Below are 15,424 nucleotides of genomic sequence, written 5' to 3'. Positions count from 1 at the left end.
TCTGGTTTTGGACATGATGAGGATTTTCAGGAAATGAAGACGGTTTCAATATTGGGTTGTACAGGAAGTATTGGGTGTTCGACAGTTGATCTCTTGTTGCAAGATCCTCAGGCGTTCAAAACAGTTGCCTTGATTGGGGGCAAGAATTTTAAAAGACTTGCTGAACAGGCAATTAGGCTTAATGCTGAATATGCTGTTATTGCAGATGATCAATTTTTACCAGAATTGAAAGAATTGCTGAATTCTTTCCCTGTAAAGGTAATGGGGGGGCGTCAGGCTGTCTTGGAGGCGGCAGCTATTCCTGTTGATTGGACAATGGCGGCTATTACTGGTGCCATTGGTTTGGAACCAACTTTGGCCGCCGTTAAAAACGGTCGTTATGTTGCCTTGGCTAACAAAGAGGCCTTGGTTTCAGCTGGAGATGTGATGTTAAAGGCCGTGAAAGAGGCTGGCGCGACATTACTTCCTGTTGATTCCGAGCATAATGCTGTTTTTCAGTCAATGGCGGACAAACAATATAATGCAATTGAAAAAATCATTCTAACCGCTTCTGGTGGGCCATTTCGAAAATTTTCCCTTGAAGAGATGAAAAATGTTTCACTAGATCAGGCTTTAAAACATCCGACATGGACGATGGGTGCCAAGATTACCATTGATTCAGCAACAATGTTTAATAAAGGCTTGGAAATTATTGAGGCGGCCAGGTTGTTTTCCGTAAGCGAGAATAAAATTGATGTTTTAATCCACCCCCAATCCATTGTACACAGTATGGTACAATATGAGGATGGAAGTATCTTGGCACAACTTGGTTCTCCAGATATGAGAATTCCAATTGCTCATACTCTGGCGTGGCCAAAGAGAATGTATTCAAATGTTGAACGATTGAATCTTGCCAAGGCAGGAAAGTTGGATTTTGAAGCACCTGACGAAACAAGATTTCCAGCTTTAAGATTGGCACGTGAATCCTTGAAAGCTGGTAAATGTGCGCCAACTATTCTATCAGCAGCCAATGAAGTGGCAGTTGATGCATTTCTTCATGAAAAAATTCGTTTTCTCCATATAGCGGTTCTAGTTGAAACCGTCATGCAAAAACTTGGTGCACCGACGGCGAATTCACTAGAAGATGTGTTGCATTGGGATATGGAAGCTCGTCGTTGCGCAAAAGAGTGGCTGAACAATTACAATAACTAATCTAAGAAATATAGGGTAAGACTGGATGCATGCGTTTATAGTAACAATTATCTCTTTCATATTTGTATTAGGAGTGCTTGTATTCATTCATGAACTTGGTCATTATTTGGCTGCACGTTGGCGTGGGGTTCATGTCGACGTATTTTCAATTGGTTTTGGCAAACCGCTATATAAATGGCGTGATAAGGTTGGAACCGAATGGCGATTATGTCCTATTCCGTTGGGTGGTTACGTAAAACCGCATGGATTTGAAGATCCGGAAGATGCCACGGATGAACAAAAAGCAAATTGGATTCCGGGGAAGACATTTCATGCAAAACCTGTAATGGATCGTTCAATCGTTATTTTTGCAGGACCTTTTTTTAATTTTGTTTTAGCCGTGATCCTGTTTGCCGGTGTATTCGCAATTTCAGGTAAACCTTTTATTAAACCAGTGGTGGAAAATATTGTTCCCAATAGTGCTGCCAGCCAAGCTGGTATGAAGCCCAATGATATTATTATTCAAATTGACAGATATAAAAATCCTGATGCTCAATCCCTGGCTTTATTTGCGAAAAAGCATCCGGGAATGATGACAACGGTGATTGTGAAGAGAGAAGGTAAGGAAGTTTCATTACCGATCACAATTAGTTCAAAATTAATTGACCATAAATCAGTAGGGCAGTTGGGGATTGTCATGGGCAGGATTTTTGTTGAAAAACATCGATTGTCAATCGAAGATTCTGTAGTGTATGCATTCCGAGAAACATGGAATATAACCGCTGACACTGTTATTGGACTGGGGCAGATGGTTACCAGACAACGTTCCTTGAGTGAACTGGGCGGACCAATAAAAATAGCCCAGATTTCTGGTCAAGTTGCTGAAAAAGGTTTTGATCAATTAATCTTAATGATGGCAGTCTTATCCATTAATTTAGGCCTTATAAATTTGTTTCCGATTCCAATGTTGGATGGAGGACGGTTATTATTTTATGTTATTGAAGCTGTATGTCGTAAACCTGTGCATAAAAAAATTCAGGCATGGGCATTTCAAATCGGTTTCGGATTGATTTTGTTGCTTTTTTTATTTTCAACATATAACGATATATCACAATTGGGTTTGATAAGCTGGTTTACAAGCCACAGTAAATAAATTCTATTCAATTTCTGTAATCAAAAACTTGTAAAAAGGATTAAAAATCGTTACCCCTTTAGTTTAAGAAATAAAATTTGATTTAATTGTTGTATTTCTTGTGATATTGAATTGAATGGATTTGTTTTGGTAATAAAGGGTGGCTGATTTGTCCGGTAAACGTTCGGCGTTGTTTGCTTCTGTATGCATATTTCCTTTTATGTGCGTATCGTTACATGCTCAAACAACAAGTAAAACTTCCTATGCATCTCATCATAAAAAAACGGATTATCGTCGAAGTTCTATAAAAAAATCCCGTAATAAAAAGCGTTCTGTTGATAATCAAGTAACGAAACAGGGCGGTATTATCCAATCAATTGAAGTATATGGAAATGATCGAGTTGAAACCCCGACAGTTCTTTCTTATATGCTGGCCCAACCAGGTGATCCATTTAATAAGGATTTATTGGATCGTTCTTTAAAAACACTTTATGCCACAGGTTTATTCAAAGATATAAGCCTGCATCGTTCCGGCAGTACGTTACAGATCAAGGTTATAGAGAATCCGATTATCAATCGTGTTGCTTATGAGGGTAATTCCAAACTCAAGGATACGGATATTCAGAAATACACTTCCTTGAGGGCGCGTTCTGTTTATTCCCCTTCACTGATTGCTTCTGATCGTCAGCGTATCCTTGCCATGTATGGAGCAAAAGGACGTTATTCAGTAACTGTTACGCCACAAATTATCAACCTGTCTCATAATCGTATTGATGTTGTTTTTAGAATTGATGAGGGTCCTAAAACTTTAATTAAAAAACTTACTTTTGTTGGTAACCATGCATTCAGTGAGGCACGTTTAAGTCAGGTAACCTCTTCAAAAGAAGCTGCGTGGTATCGATTCTTTTCCTCTTCCGATCAGTATAATCCGGAACGTGTCCGTTATGATGCGGAATTGATTCGAAGATTTTATTTACGTAACGGTTATGTCGATTTCAAAATGATCAATGCTACGGGTGAATTATCACCTGACCATAAATCTTTTTACATCACCTATACAATGGAAGAGGGTCCTCAATATCGCCTGGGTAAGGTTGATGCCCGATCAAATGTTGAAAATGTGACAGCTGAAAAAGTTCAACGTATGATTCCAATACGTAAAGGGCAAATCTATGATGGTAAGGAAATTGATGATTTAGCTAAAGATATTCAGGAAACATTGCAGTCACAGGGACATCCCTTTGCCGTGGTAAGACCCGAAATTGCGCGTAATCCGGAAAAAAAGATTGTTGATCTGCTTTTTGATGTTATGGAAGGGCCGAGGGTTTATGTTGAGAGAATAGACATTAACGGTAATACGGTGACTCAGGATAAGGTTATCCGTCGTGAGTTGCCTATAGCTGAAAATGATCCTTTTACTGATACAACCGAGAAATATATAAAGCAATCAGTTGAGGATTTGGGATATTTCAAAACTGTCAAAGTAGAAAAAAGTAAAGGTTCCGCTCCTGATAAACGAATGGTTTCTGTAAATGTTCAGGAAAAACCAACAGGTGAATTCTCACTAGGGGGAGGATATTCTACGGATTCCGGTGTATTGGGAAATATAGGGTTAAGGCAGCGTAATTTCCTTGGAACAGGGGTTGATGCGGGAATTAACGGTACGATGGCCTATTATGCTCGACAAGCTGATTTTTCGATAACAGATCCATATTTTCTGGGTAAAAATATGGTTGCGGGAATTGATATATTCTATCTTGAAAATAATTATCAGACTTATCAGAACTATGCCGAAAACAGGTATGGCGCAACTTTCCGTATCGGATACGCGTTTAATAACGTTCTGTCACAGCAATGGACATATTCGATTATGGAAAGAAGGGTTCATGATATTTGGAGCCACTCATCTTTCTATATTCTTGATCAAAAAGGCTATTCATTCTTGTCGCAAATTGGTACGACGATTACTTATGACACGAGAGATTCGAGAATGAATCCTCACAGTGGAACCTTGGTTCGCCTGGGTGGTGATTTTGCTGGTGTCGGTGGTGACACGAAATATGTTCGCGGTAAAATTGATGCCGCCCAGTATTTCCCCCTGGATGATTTTACCGGTAATCGTGATTGGACATTGAGTATCAGTGGTGGTGCAGGGTATATAAGCGATATTTCAGGACATAGTCATAGAAGCGTTATTGATAACTTTTATCTTGGTGGTAACAATCTGCGTGGTTTCTATGATGGTGGAGTTGGACCAAGAACCCATCCAATCAGTCATGTGGTTGAGGGTAAATCCCATGGTGAGGAAGATTTCCTGGGAGGTCGTTTCATGTACACGGCTTCAGCACAAATTAATTTTCCCATGCCCGCTTCACGTGATCTGGGTTTAATGGGTCGTTATTTTGTGGATATGGGTGCTTTGGGAGGAATGCGTGTCAAACGCCGTTATACCAATAAAGCGACTGATGGAGATCGTTATACACCGATTTGGGGAAATTCAATGACACCGCGTGTAAGTACTGGTGCTGGTATCTCATGGAAAAGTCCTTTCGGTATGTTGAATGTTGATGTTGGTATACCTATTGTCAAACAGAGACGTGACCGGGTACAACTATTAAGATTTGGTTTTGGACAACAGTTTTAAGGATTTATAATGGCAAAAAATTTAAAGCTTTTTTTGGCGGTGACAGGGTTAATGATTATTCCTTCATTTTCTGGATTTAATAATTCTGTCCATGCCGCAGACGAGAATAATGGATGGTTCATTCCTAAAGGGAGCCAGACAAAACCTGTTATTAATACGCCAAAAACAGTAAAGCATTCCACTGCTAATGTTAGTAAAGCTGTACCGGTTGCTTCTGTTCCTGACACGGATGATTCCGATGAAACCGACATGCAGAATCAAAATCAGCCTGTTTTGCCATTACCGCCAATTCCAACACCAGCTCCTATTGCAAAATCCAACCCACCACCACAGGCTGTAATTGGGGTAATCAGTGTTCCGGATGTTATGCGTCAATCAACCGCTTATCTTGAAGCCTCAAAATTATTGGAAGCCCGTAGGGACAATCTGCAACAGGATGTTCAAAAAGAACAAAAAGTTTGGCGTTCGGAACAACAGCAAATTCAGGCAAAAGCTAGAACAATGACTTCTGAACAAATTCAATCGCGTGCACGTCAGTTACAGGCACGTGTTTTAAAGGCACAAAAGGATTTTCGCAATCGAAGCAGGATTATTCAAGAGGCGGCACAAGTTTCTTTTGGACAGATTGAACGTGAATTGATTCAGATTATTCAGAATGTGGCTTCCAGTCATAATATGAATTTGGTACTACATCGTGAGCAAGTCGCATTAAGCGTTAATGAGCTCGATATTACAAATGATGTTTTAAAAGAGCTTAATAAAAATCTACCATCTGTTTTTGTGCCTGCGGCAAATGTCGATCCTGAAGAATTGGCAAAAAGTGGAACAATGCCAACAACAGCGAATCCTGAACCTCAAAAATCTCAGACCAAAGCGGTTGAACCAAAGAAAACAACTAAATAATTAATAAAATCAGGTGTTATTATAAAGTGAATCTGAATACGATTAATAATTGTCCTGGTGATTCTCGTTTTTTTAAAAAATCTGCGCCTATTGCCTTGGAACAGATTATTGGGACTTCTGAAGCCAAATTTGTTCCGGCATACAATGGTCGAGATAAATCTTTTGATTTAATGGGAATTGCACCTTTGCAATCAGCCACGCAAAATGAGGTTAGTTTTCTTGATAATAAACGATATATTGACTTGCTATCTCAAACAAAAGCCGGATTAATAATTGTTTCACCTGCTTTTGTAGATAAAATACCCCATCATTCTCATGCATTGGTAACAAAAAACCCGTATTTGGAATGGGCGAGAATAGCATCTTTGTTTTATCCTAAAAGTTCGGTTCAAGCCGGTATTCATTCTTCTGCCTGTATTGACTCAACTGCCCAGATTGATGATGAAGTTGAAATCCAGGAATTTGTAGTGATAAAGGCAAACGTGAAAATTGGAAAGGGTTCAATTATTGGGTCACATACTGTCATTGAACAGGGTGTGGAAATTGGTGAAAACTGTCGAATTGGAAGTCATGTTTCTTTGAGCTGTGCAATTTTGGGGAATAGAATTACGTTATATCCAGGAGTTAGGATAGGACAGGATGGATTTGGTTTTGCCATTAGTGAACATGGTTTTTTAAGTGTGCCTCAAATAGGTAAAGTTATCCTGAAAGATGATGTTGAAATTGGTTCTAACTCAACAATTGATCGGGGATCGGTAAGAGATACGGTTATTGGTGAGGGATCGAGAATAGATAATCTAGTTCAAATCGGGCATAATGTCCAAATGGGAAAATGCTGCATTGTGGTAGCCCAGGCTGGAATATCCGGCTCGACCCGATTGGAGGATTTCGTTACAATTGCTGCACAGGCAGGTTTGATTGGACATATCCATATTGGGGAACATGCCCGAATAGGTGCACAATGTGGTGTAATGTCGGATATTGATGCTAAATCCGATGTAATTGGTAGTCCGGCAATGCCTTTTCGAGAGTTTTTCAGAAATGTTGCTTTTTTAAGGCGTCTTGTTAAGTCGTCTTCAAAAGAAAAAGAATGAACATTCTTGTTTTGCAATAATAATTAATTTTTTCGTTCTTATAATGGTTTGAAAACGTGAATAAAAATCTAGAAAATTCTACAGTTCAATCAGATACAATAAATAGTGAAATCGATATACTTGTTATTGATATCGAGGGAATAATGAAGGCTATTCCGCATCGATATCCATTTTTGCTTATTGATCGTGTAGTCGATGTAAAATTGGGAAGCTCTGCAACAGGAATTAAGAATGTTACGGTAAATGATCAGTTTTTTATTGGGCATTTTCCGGGACATCCTGTTATGCCTGGTGTTTTAATAATTGAAGCTATGGCTCAGACGGCAGCGGTTTTGGTCGTAAAAACACTTGGAAGTGAATTCGAAGGTAAACTTGTATATTTTATGACTGTGGATAGCGCGAAATTCAGAAAGCCCGTTGTTCCAGGGGATCAATTGCATATTCATGTGGAAAAAGAACGTAACCGTGCAAATGTCTGGAAATTTCGTGGTATAGCAAAAGTTAATGGAGTTTCAGTGGCTGAGGCAATTTTCAGTGCCATGATTGTTGGCTAAAAATTCATTTATGGAAATATTTAAAATATAAACTTAATTTTATCATAATTATAAGTATTGAGTTGTTTTAAAGTTTTTTAAGGGGATGGAGGAAACTCTGACAAAAAATATACAAATAAATCGTTCCTCTCGTGATTGTTATATCCATCCATCGGCAATTGTGTCTGAAAAAGCTAAGTTGGGACAGGGAATACATATTGGTCCATGGTGTATTGTTGGTGATGATGTTGTTGTTGAAGATGGTGCAAAACTTATAGCAAATGTCATTGTCGAGGGAAAAACTGTTTTGGGAAAAGATTCAGTCTATTATCCATTCTCTACAATTGGTCTGGCCCCGCAAGATTTGAAATATAAAGGTGAGTTGACAAGCTGTATCATTGGTGCCCGTACCATTGTTCGGGAACAAGTGACAATTCATCGCGGAACAGCTATCGGAAATGGGGTGACCCGCGTAGGTTCCGATTGTCTGATAATGGTTAACTCTCATATTGCACATGATTGCTATTTAGGAGATAGAGTGATCATTGTGAACAATGTTGTTCTAGGGGGGCATGTTCACATAGATGATGATGCACGAATTATGGGATGTGCAGCTATTCATCAATTCGTAAGAATTGGTAGAGGGGCCCTGGTAGGGGGTGTAACAGGAGTTGAATCTGATGTCATACCCTATGGTAGTGTAATAGGTAATCGGGCCCGTTTGGTGGGAATGCATTGGATTTGGCTGAAACGAAATGGGGTTAAAAATCAGGAGTTGCATGCTTTAAGAGGCGTTTATCGAATTCTTTTCCCGAAAGAAAATGAACAAGAAATGGTTTTTGATGAACGGTTGAAATTAGTGCGTGAAAAATATGGACATATTGAGCGTGTAAAGGAAATACTGGATTTTATTCAGAATCCGAGCCGACGTGGATTGGTTAAAGTTGGACGCATGATTTCCTCTTCTGAAAATGATGATTAAATATTAGATGGATAAAAACCGACAACAGCCTGTTTTAGGTATCTTGGCAGGAGGAGGACCTTTGCCAGGAAAGGTTGCAGAAGCTGCAAAGAAAAAAGGGTATTCTATTTTTATTGTGGCTTTTAAGGATTTTGCAGAACCTCATATTGTCAGCTCTTGGCCACATGAATATGTAAGATTAGCCGCTGCAGGACATATTCTAAATACTTTACGTCAGAATAATTGTAAAGAACTTGTCTTGATTGGACCAGTGAAACGACCATCGTTTTTTGATCTTCGTCCAGACCCGGAAGGGGTAAGAATATTAGGAAAAATAGGTAAGGCCCTTTTTGCTGGAGATGATGGATTGCTTGCCTCCCTTGTTCGTGTGCTAAATGAGGAAGGGTTTACAGTACGAGGAGCTCATGAATTTTTACAGCCTGTATATGAGGGAATTTTAGGAGATGTTATTCCAGATAAATTGGCTTTACAGGATATTGCTAAAGGAATTAAAATTAATAAAGTTATAGGAGAGCTTGATATTGGACAGGCATGTATTGTTCAAAATGAATTGGTTATTGCTGTAGAAGCCATGGAAGGAACTGATGCCATGTTAAAACGGGCGAAAGACTGTCAGCAACCAGGTTTGGGCGGCATTTTGATCAAACAGGTCAAACCGAATCAGGAACGAAAAGCCGATATGCCAACCATTGGTCCAAAAACGGTATATAATGCCCATTATTCCGGATTAAGAGGTATCGCCTTCGAGGCAGAGGGAACATTATTAATCCACAAAGACGAAATGGTTGCAATTGCAAATCAAAAAGGCCTGTTTCTGTTAAGCTATAATCCTGTGACATTTGAACAAAAATATTTGCGTAAGGAAAATTGAATGTCAATGTTTTTACATACAATGCTTCGGGTTTTCGATCTTGACAAGTCCATTTCATTTTATAAAACGCTGGGGCTTCATGAAGTGCGTCGTAAGGATGTGCCAGAGGGTAAGTATACATTGGTTTATATGGCCTATCAAGGTAATGACAAAGGTGGGGCAGAACTCGAACTGACCTATAATTGGGGATGTGAAACGCCCTATAATGTGGGAACAGGATTTGGTCATCTTGCTTTTGGTGTTGATGATGTTACCCTATTGGTTGAGAAAATTAGACAATCGGGTGGCAAAATTACTCGTGAACCAGGACCCGTTAAATTTGGGAAAACATTCATAGCTTTTGTGGAGGATCCAGACGGTTACAAAATTGAACTCATTCAAAATGATTAGAATAAATTATCAATCTTTTTTGTGGAATTTAGATAATCAGAAGTTTTTTCAATAGAACTGGCGATTGATTCTGCTGATTGAATAATTATTTTATCAGCAGACTTATTTAGGATGATGCGATCGGCCTGTAATAAGGCTGGTGATAACAAGCCCTTAACATCATGTCTTAAAAGTGAAAGTTGTCGATAATGATTGTTTTTAACTTTATATATTTGCGATTGAAACAAGAAATTCATTAGAAAAAGAGTTGCACAAAAAATCAAGCAACCAGATAGCAAAATTAGCTTTATATCTAAATTGTATTCATAGAGTAACATTAAAATTAAATAAACAAAAACGCCTTCAAGCAAATAGACAACATAATTTAATAAATTTTTGCATAAATGGAATTGATTTTTATGAAATGTCATTTTCAAGCATTATATATATTGATTAATTCTCTTAAAATATCATAAAAAACATTTTATGGCTATTGAGTTTGATTGACGATTTCCCATAATCAGATTATAAACAGCTTTTTAAGAGTTATTATTCTGTTGACCTTTGATGGCTTATTCTGGAATAAATACAATTTGCAATATTTTTAAGGAGAAATTTCGTGAAGCGTACCTATCAACCTTCCAAAATTGTTCGTAAACATCGCCACGGTTTTCGTGCACGTATGGCTACTGTTGGCGGTCGTAAGGTTATTTCAAGTCGTAGGGCCAAAGGTCGTAAACGTCTTTCTGCGTAAGATCTGCTTTGTCAGAACGACTTTTTAGAAAGATAAGGTTACAAAGGGTTCAGTCAATTCAATCCGACTTTAAGCTTTTACACTTGAAAAAAAGAGTGCACTTTTTGAAAGTGGCTGCTCAAGGGCAAAAAATCCCTACATCCAGTTTGGTATTACAATTCTTGAACAGGCATGATAATCAACCGGGAAGGGTAGGGTTTACCGTAACAAAAAAAGTAGGAAACGCGGTTGTACGAAATCGTATAAAACGTCGATTGCGAGCCGTGATTTATCAAGCTGGAAAAGAAATACGTCTATGTGGGGTTGATTTGGTTCTAATAGGGCGTAACAAAACTTTTTCAAAACCTTATCCCCATATCGTTCACGATTTTTACCAGGCTTTAAAGAAGGCTGGCATGAAATTTGATGCGTAAATGAAAAAATTGCTTATTCATTCAATTGATTTTTATCGGTTGTGTATAAGCCCATTTTTGGGACATAATTGTCGTTTTAATCCAAGTTGTAGTGAATACATGAAGATAGCCATAGAACAACATGGTGTTGTAAAGGGCATTTTATTTGGTGGATGGCGCATTTTGCGATGTAACCCTTGGAATGCGGGTGGAAATGACCCTGTTCCTCCAAAAAAAACAAGTTATTAGTTTTCTAAAACAAAGAATGATTGGCTGGCTTTGAATGGATAATAAGCGCTTTTTTCTGGCGACTTTACTTTCTGTTTTAATTCTTTTTGCATTTGAATATTTTACGCCTCAAACGTCTTCAGTGCATGAAAATGAAAAACAGGTGACTCAACAAACTGGAACCGGACAGTCCCAGTCCAATATTCCTCATGAAATTAAAACAATAGCAAAAGTGACTGGTCCTGAAGTGAGAATTCCTTTTGAGGCAAACGCTGTAAAAGGATCAATCAATCTTCGGGGTGCTGTTTTTGATGATTTGGTTTTAAAAAACTATCATGAAACGGTTAAAGCTGATTCACTATTGGTTAGAGTCCTTGACAAGGCAGATAGTAAAGAACCCAATTATATTGAAACAGGTTGGTTTAATACAGATAATACGTCTGTTAAATTTCCTGATTCAACTTCTGTATGGAAGGCGGATGAAGAAAAATTAACTCCTGGCCACCCTTTAACCCTGACTTGGGATAATGGTGCAGGAATTGAATTCCAGAAAATTATTTCACTTGATAAGGAATATCTTTTTCATATTGAGCAAAAGGTTAAAAATAAATCAAGTCAACCTGTTCATTTTGTTTTTTACGGACGTGTTAATCGTGGATATGCACCAAAAGAGGTTGGTGGCTATTTAATGCATGAAGGGCCATTAGGAATTATAAATGATCGTCTGGAACAAAATTCCTATAAATATCTGCGGGAAAATTCCAAAGGGCAATATCATATTGCCTGGAGTCAGAACAGTAAAGGGGGCTGGGCGGGTATAACCGATAAATACTGGTTAAATGCCATTGTTCCACAACAGGATAAGAATGTGACAGTTCATTATGGATTTGTTCCAGAAGATCATGCGAATAATTCAGGAGATTCAGAAAATCAAAAAGGGACATACCAGGTTGGTTTCACTTCACAACAGCCAATTTCTGTAGGACCTGGTGAGGTTGTCGTAACGGATGGAAATGTATTTTCTGGTGCGAAGGAACTTCACCTTCTTAACCGTTATGAAAAAGAATATCATATTCCCAATTTCTGGAAATCTGTTGATTTCGGGTGGTTTTCATTTCTTACCTATCCAATTTTTATCGTTCTGGATTGGTTAAATGGTTTATGGGGTAATTTCGGTCTTGCTTTATTAACATTTACCTTGATTGTAAAACTTGTTTTTTATCCTTTGGCTTCAAAACAATTTCATTCGATGGGCAAGATGAAAGAATTGCAGCCAAAAATGAAAGAAATTCGTGAACGCTATAAAGGCGACCAGGCACAGATGAATCAGCAGATGATGCTATTGTACAAGGAGCAGGGGGTAAATCCTGCCAGTGGTTGTTTGCCGATGTTAATTCAGATTCCGATTTTCTGGTGTTTGTATAAGGATTTGTACGTCACAATTGAAATGCGACATGCGCCGTTTTTTGGATGGATTCATGATTTGTCAGCCCCGGATCCAACTAATATACTGAATTTATTTGGTCTTATTCCTTTTGATCCTTCTGTTATTTCACCTTTGTTGCATGTCGGTATCTGGCCTTTGTTATTTGGGACAACAATGTTCTTGCAGCAAAAATTGAATCCTGCAGTAATTGATCCTGTCCAGAAGAAAATGTTTCAATTGATGCCAGTTATTTTTACGGTTGTACTGGCTACGCAACCTGTTGGATTGGTAATTTATTATAGTTGGAACAACCTGTTAACAGCAATTCAGCAGCTTGTTATTCAAAAACATATGGCAATCAAGGAAAAACAAGCCATTTCTAAATCAAAAAAAGGATAGGTAGCCATGTTTTCAAAAAATGGCATATCCACTCATCAAAATAATGAAAATGCCCAGTTTATTGAAGCTGGGCGGCTTCTTTTTTCTCGAGAAGCAAAATTTTTCTTTGGTGCACAACGGTTAAATCAGCTTGAACCCTCCTTATTACCGGAAGTTGCTTTTGCCGGACGTTCAAATGTAGGCAAATCGAGTTTGATTAATGCGTTAACAGGGCAAAAAATGCTGGCAAGAGCTTCTTCAGAGCCAGGCAGGACTCAACAATTGAATTTTTTCAATATTGGTGATTGTTTGGTTTTTGTTGATATGCCAGGCTATGGCTATGCCAAGGCCTCTCAATCCGTTAAAAAAGATTGGCAAAAGATGATGTTTTCCTTTTTAAGGGGAAGACCAACCCTTTTAAGGGTTATGCTTTTGCTTGACGCTCGTATAGAGCTTAAAGAAAGTGATCATCAGATTATGAATTTATTGGATAGAGCGGCTGTTACATTTCAGATTGTAATGACAAAATGTGATGGTTTGAGTTCGGTTCAATTTTCACAAAAAAAACAAGAGATAAAGAACTTGATTGCAAAACATACTGCTGCCTATCCTTATATACGTTTTACAAGCAGTCAAAAAAATATAGGTATTCAAGAACTTCGGGCTGATTTGGCTCAGCTTATCTAAGAGAATCATCAGGATTTAACTATTATGGGTAATCATCAATCGTTAGAGTCAGTTAAGGAAGCTGCCAAAGAGGCGCATGAACAAGCCAAGACGCTTGCAAGAGCCTTGCCATATTTAAGACGCTATACGGGTGATACGATTGTTATCAAATATGGTGGTCATGCCATGGTTGACAATCACTTGTCAAACGATTTCGGTCATGATATTGCGCTTTTGAAACAGGTTGGAATCAATCCAATAATTGTTCATGGGGGAGGTCCCCAAATAAATCAAATGCTGAAGCGGATGGAAATTGAATCGAATTTCATTGATGGTTTGCGTATTACGAGTGAAGCTATAATTGATGTGATTGAAATGGTTCTGGCCGGGACAGTCAACAAGCAGGTTGCGACCCTCATTAATCAGGCTGGCGCTTTGGCAGTGGGTATATCAGGTAAGGACGGCGGCTTAATCGAGGCGCACAAGCTTGTTAAACATGTCTGGGATGAAACTCTCAAGTGTGAGAAAACAATTGACCTGGGACTGGTTGGTGAACCTGTTCATATTGATCCTAGGGTTTTATATGCTTTATCTGGTTCTGGACTAATTCCTGTTGTCGCACCTATTGGAACCGATAAACAGGGGCAAACCTATAATATTAATGCCGATATTGCCGCAGGGTCAATTGCCGGGGCAGTCAGGGCCTCAAGATTATTTATGTTAACTGATGTACCGGGTGTCTTGGATAAAGATGGAAATCTTATTTCTGAATTAACGGAAGAGGAAGCCAAGGAAGCAATAGCATCAGGAATTATAACAGGTGGAATGATTCCAAAGATTGAAACATGTCTAGAGGCAGTTAAAGCTGGCGCCCAAGCTGCAGTAATTATGGATGGACGAGTACCACATGCCTGTTTACTGGAATTATTTACTGAAGGTGGATCAGGGACCATAATTCGTTCTGGTAAAGTATTATAATATAAATTATTTTATTATTTGATAAGGGAAAAAATTTATGACAGATATAGATGCCTTGCAAAATGAAATTGATAAATTATGGGAAAATCGGGCTCAATTATCGCCCACAACACAGGGAGTTGCAAGGGAAACGGTCGATCAAGTATTAAATCTTCTTGATATTGGCAAGTTACGGGTTGCAACACAAGCCGATCAAAAATGGACAATACATGAATGGATTAAAAAGGCGGTACTTTTGTCTTTTCGTCTTTACGATAATCATGCGATGAAAAGTGAAATTGGCATTGCCGCTTATGATAAAGTTTCATTAAAATTTAACAACTGGGGGGATGCCGATTTTGCCAAAGCCGGTTTTCGTGCTGTTCCAGGATCAATTGTACGTCGTTCAGCCTATATTGCTTCAAATGTTGTTTTGATGCCAAGTTTTGTCAATGTGGGTGCCTATGTGGATAGTGGAACCATGATTGACACTTGGGTAACGGTTGGGAGCTGTGCACAAATCGGTAAAAACTGTCATATCAGTGGTGGTGTGGGTATTGGTGGAGTATTGGAACCCCTGCAGGCTGCTCCAGTCATTATTGAAGATGATTGTTTTATCGGAGCCCGCTGTGAAGTGGCAGAGGGAGTTATTGTTGAAAAAGGCAGTGTCCTTTCAATGGGTGTATTTTTAGGTGCGTCAACGAAAGTAATTGATCGTAATACCGGAGAAGTGTTCATGGGGCGGGTACCAGCTTATTCAGTTGTTGTTCCCGGAACCCTTCCGCCTAAAAAAGCGGTAAGTGAAGACGGCAATACTTTACCTGGATTGGCTTGCGCGGTTATTATCAAACGTGTAGATGAAAGGACACGCTCAAAAACTTCAATCAATGAGCTGTTAAGAAGTTAAATACTGAAAAAGATTGGT

The 15,424-nt window shown here is 38.7% G+C and carries 17 protein-coding genes; 16 read left to right on the top strand and 1 reads right to left on the bottom strand.

All coding sequences use genetic code 11. The features are described 5' to 3' along the window. Positions 1–33: 33 nt before the first annotated feature. The 9 genes from dxr to gloA all read left to right on the top strand — a co-directional run bounded on the left by dxr (position 34) and on the right by gloA (position 9,719). A complete protein-coding gene (gene dxr, locus H3T46_RS02475; protein WP_155568219.1) occupies positions 34–1,191 on the top strand; it encodes a 1-deoxy-D-xylulose-5-phosphate reductoisomerase in 1,158 nt (385 codons plus the stop codon). A gap of 25 nt (positions 1,192–1,216) precedes the next feature. Beyond that, positions 1,217–2,323 carry an RIP metalloprotease RseP gene (gene rseP, locus H3T46_RS02470; RefSeq protein WP_155569348.1) on the top strand — a complete coding sequence of 369 codons (1,107 nt, stop codon included), beginning with the start codon at positions 1,217–1,219 and terminating at the stop codon, positions 2,321–2,323. A gap of 199 nt (positions 2,324–2,522) precedes the next feature. After that, a complete protein-coding gene (gene bamA / locus H3T46_RS02465; protein ID WP_198197665.1) occupies positions 2,523–4,946 on the top strand; it encodes an outer membrane protein assembly factor BamA in 2,424 nt (807 codons plus the stop codon). Between the two features lie 9 nt (positions 4,947–4,955). Further along, positions 4,956–5,849 (top strand): OmpH family outer membrane protein, encoded by an 894-nt coding sequence (locus H3T46_RS02460; protein WP_230873065.1) that lies wholly within the window; start codon positions 4,956–4,958, stop codon positions 5,847–5,849. 26 nt (positions 5,850–5,875) lie between these two features. Beyond that, entirely contained in the window at positions 5,876–6,943 is a 1,068-nt protein-coding gene (lpxD, locus tag H3T46_RS02455; RefSeq protein ID WP_198197314.1) for a UDP-3-O-(3-hydroxymyristoyl)glucosamine N-acyltransferase, read from the top strand. A gap of 98 nt (positions 6,944–7,041) precedes the next feature. Next, on the top strand, positions 7,042–7,497 hold the full coding sequence (fabZ, locus tag H3T46_RS02450; protein ID WP_255412353.1) for a 3-hydroxyacyl-ACP dehydratase FabZ: 456 nt from the start codon (positions 7,042–7,044) through the stop codon (positions 7,495–7,497). 85 nt (positions 7,498–7,582) lie between these two features. Continuing rightward, positions 7,583–8,458 (top strand): acyl-ACP--UDP-N-acetylglucosamine O-acyltransferase, encoded by an 876-nt coding sequence (gene lpxA / locus H3T46_RS02445; protein WP_155580524.1) that lies wholly within the window; start codon positions 7,583–7,585, stop codon positions 8,456–8,458. 7 nt (positions 8,459–8,465) lie between these two features. Continuing rightward, positions 8,466–9,329 carry an LpxI family protein gene (locus tag H3T46_RS02440; protein WP_198197313.1) on the top strand — a complete coding sequence of 288 codons (864 nt, stop codon included), beginning with the start codon at positions 8,466–8,468 and terminating at the stop codon, positions 9,327–9,329. Beyond that, positions 9,330–9,719, top strand: a complete 390-nt coding sequence (gloA, locus tag H3T46_RS02435) for a lactoylglutathione lyase (RefSeq protein WP_155580522.1) — start codon at positions 9,330–9,332, stop codon at positions 9,717–9,719. On the opposite strand, the gene H3T46_RS02430 is transcribed toward gloA, so the two are convergent. Then, complete coding sequence (locus H3T46_RS02430) at positions 9,716–10,129, bottom strand: hypothetical protein (protein WP_198197312.1); 414 nt, start codon at positions 10,127–10,129, stop codon at positions 9,716–9,718. The genes gloA and H3T46_RS02430 overlap by 4 nt on opposite strands. Before the next feature lie 188 nt (positions 10,130–10,317). Here H3T46_RS02430 and rpmH point away from each other — a divergent pair, with 188 nt between their 5' ends. From rpmH to dapD, 7 genes are read left to right on the top strand one after another with little or no spacing between them, the layout of a single operon-like run. After that, the gene (rpmH, locus tag H3T46_RS02425; protein WP_110438144.1) at positions 10,318–10,452 is read left to right on the top strand and encodes a 50S ribosomal protein L34; all 135 of its coding nucleotides are present in this window, start codon (positions 10,318–10,320) and stop codon (positions 10,450–10,452) included. Positions 10,453–10,508: 56 nt separating this feature from the next. Next, complete coding sequence (rnpA, locus tag H3T46_RS02420) at positions 10,509–10,865, top strand: ribonuclease P protein component (protein ID WP_198197663.1); 357 nt, start codon at positions 10,509–10,511, stop codon at positions 10,863–10,865. Further along, positions 10,866–11,093: a membrane protein insertion efficiency factor YidD gene (gene yidD / locus H3T46_RS02415; protein WP_155565576.1), complete on the top strand. Its 228-nt coding sequence runs from the start codon at positions 10,866–10,868 to the stop codon at positions 11,091–11,093. It abuts the gene before it with no gap. Positions 11,094–11,127: 34 nt separating this feature from the next. After that, a complete protein-coding gene (gene yidC, locus H3T46_RS02410; RefSeq protein WP_198197311.1) occupies positions 11,128–12,897 on the top strand; it encodes a membrane protein insertase YidC in 1,770 nt (589 codons plus the stop codon). 6 nt (positions 12,898–12,903) lie between these two features. Beyond that, the gene (gene yihA, locus H3T46_RS02405) at positions 12,904–13,563 is read left to right on the top strand and encodes a ribosome biogenesis GTP-binding protein YihA/YsxC (RefSeq protein WP_155580519.1); all 660 of its coding nucleotides are present in this window, start codon (positions 12,904–12,906) and stop codon (positions 13,561–13,563) included. Positions 13,564–13,587: 24 nt separating this feature from the next. After that, positions 13,588–14,520 (top strand): acetylglutamate kinase, encoded by a 933-nt coding sequence (argB, locus tag H3T46_RS02400; RefSeq protein ID WP_198197310.1) that lies wholly within the window; start codon positions 13,588–13,590, stop codon positions 14,518–14,520. A 37-nt stretch (positions 14,521–14,557) separates the two neighbouring features. Continuing rightward, positions 14,558–15,406 (top strand): 2,3,4,5-tetrahydropyridine-2,6-dicarboxylate N-succinyltransferase, encoded by an 849-nt coding sequence (dapD, locus tag H3T46_RS02395; RefSeq protein WP_122123702.1) that lies wholly within the window; start codon positions 14,558–14,560, stop codon positions 15,404–15,406. Positions 15,407–15,424 lie beyond the last annotated feature (18 nt).

The sequence above is a fragment of the Commensalibacter sp. M0133 genome (assembly GCF_016101485.1).
In the GTDB taxonomy this organism is placed as follows: Bacteria; Pseudomonadota; Alphaproteobacteria; order Acetobacterales; family Acetobacteraceae; genus Commensalibacter; species Commensalibacter melissae.
The sequence above is the reverse complement of the archived record's forward strand: the minus strand, read 5'-3'. Positions and strand labels throughout refer to the sequence as shown.

What these genes read in the sequence shown, in the direction of transcription:
- lpxA (WP_155580524.1), top strand. Translation starts at nt 7,583, where the DNA reads ATGGAGGAAACTCTGACAAAAAATATACAAATAAATCGTTCCTCTCGT.
- dapD (WP_122123702.1), top strand. Translation starts at nt 14,558, where the DNA reads ATGACAGATATAGATGCCTTGCAAAATGAAATTGATAAATTATGGGAA.
- rseP (WP_155569348.1), top strand. Translation starts at nt 1,217, where the DNA reads ATGCATGCGTTTATAGTAACAATTATCTCTTTCATATTTGTATTAGGA.
- H3T46_RS02440 (WP_198197313.1), top strand. Translation starts at nt 8,466, where the DNA reads ATGGATAAAAACCGACAACAGCCTGTTTTAGGTATCTTGGCAGGAGGA.
- bamA (WP_198197665.1), top strand. Translation starts at nt 2,523, where the DNA reads ATGTGCGTATCGTTACATGCTCAAACAACAAGTAAAACTTCCTATGCA.
- H3T46_RS02460 (WP_230873065.1), top strand. Translation starts at nt 4,956, where the DNA reads ATGGCAAAAAATTTAAAGCTTTTTTTGGCGGTGACAGGGTTAATGATT.
- dxr (WP_155568219.1), top strand. Translation starts at nt 34, where the DNA reads ATGAAGACGGTTTCAATATTGGGTTGTACAGGAAGTATTGGGTGTTCG.
- H3T46_RS02430 (WP_198197312.1), bottom strand. Translation starts at nt 10,129, where the DNA reads ATGACATTTCATAAAAATCAATTCCATTTATGCAAAAATTTATTAAAT.
- gloA (WP_155580522.1), top strand. Translation starts at nt 9,330, where the DNA reads ATGTCAATGTTTTTACATACAATGCTTCGGGTTTTCGATCTTGACAAG.
- yidD (WP_155565576.1), top strand. Translation starts at nt 10,866, where the DNA reads ATGAAAAAATTGCTTATTCATTCAATTGATTTTTATCGGTTGTGTATA.
- argB (WP_198197310.1), top strand. Translation starts at nt 13,588, where the DNA reads ATGGGTAATCATCAATCGTTAGAGTCAGTTAAGGAAGCTGCCAAAGAG.
- yihA (WP_155580519.1), top strand. Translation starts at nt 12,904, where the DNA reads ATGTTTTCAAAAAATGGCATATCCACTCATCAAAATAATGAAAATGCC.
- yidC (WP_198197311.1), top strand. Translation starts at nt 11,128, where the DNA reads ATGGATAATAAGCGCTTTTTTCTGGCGACTTTACTTTCTGTTTTAATT.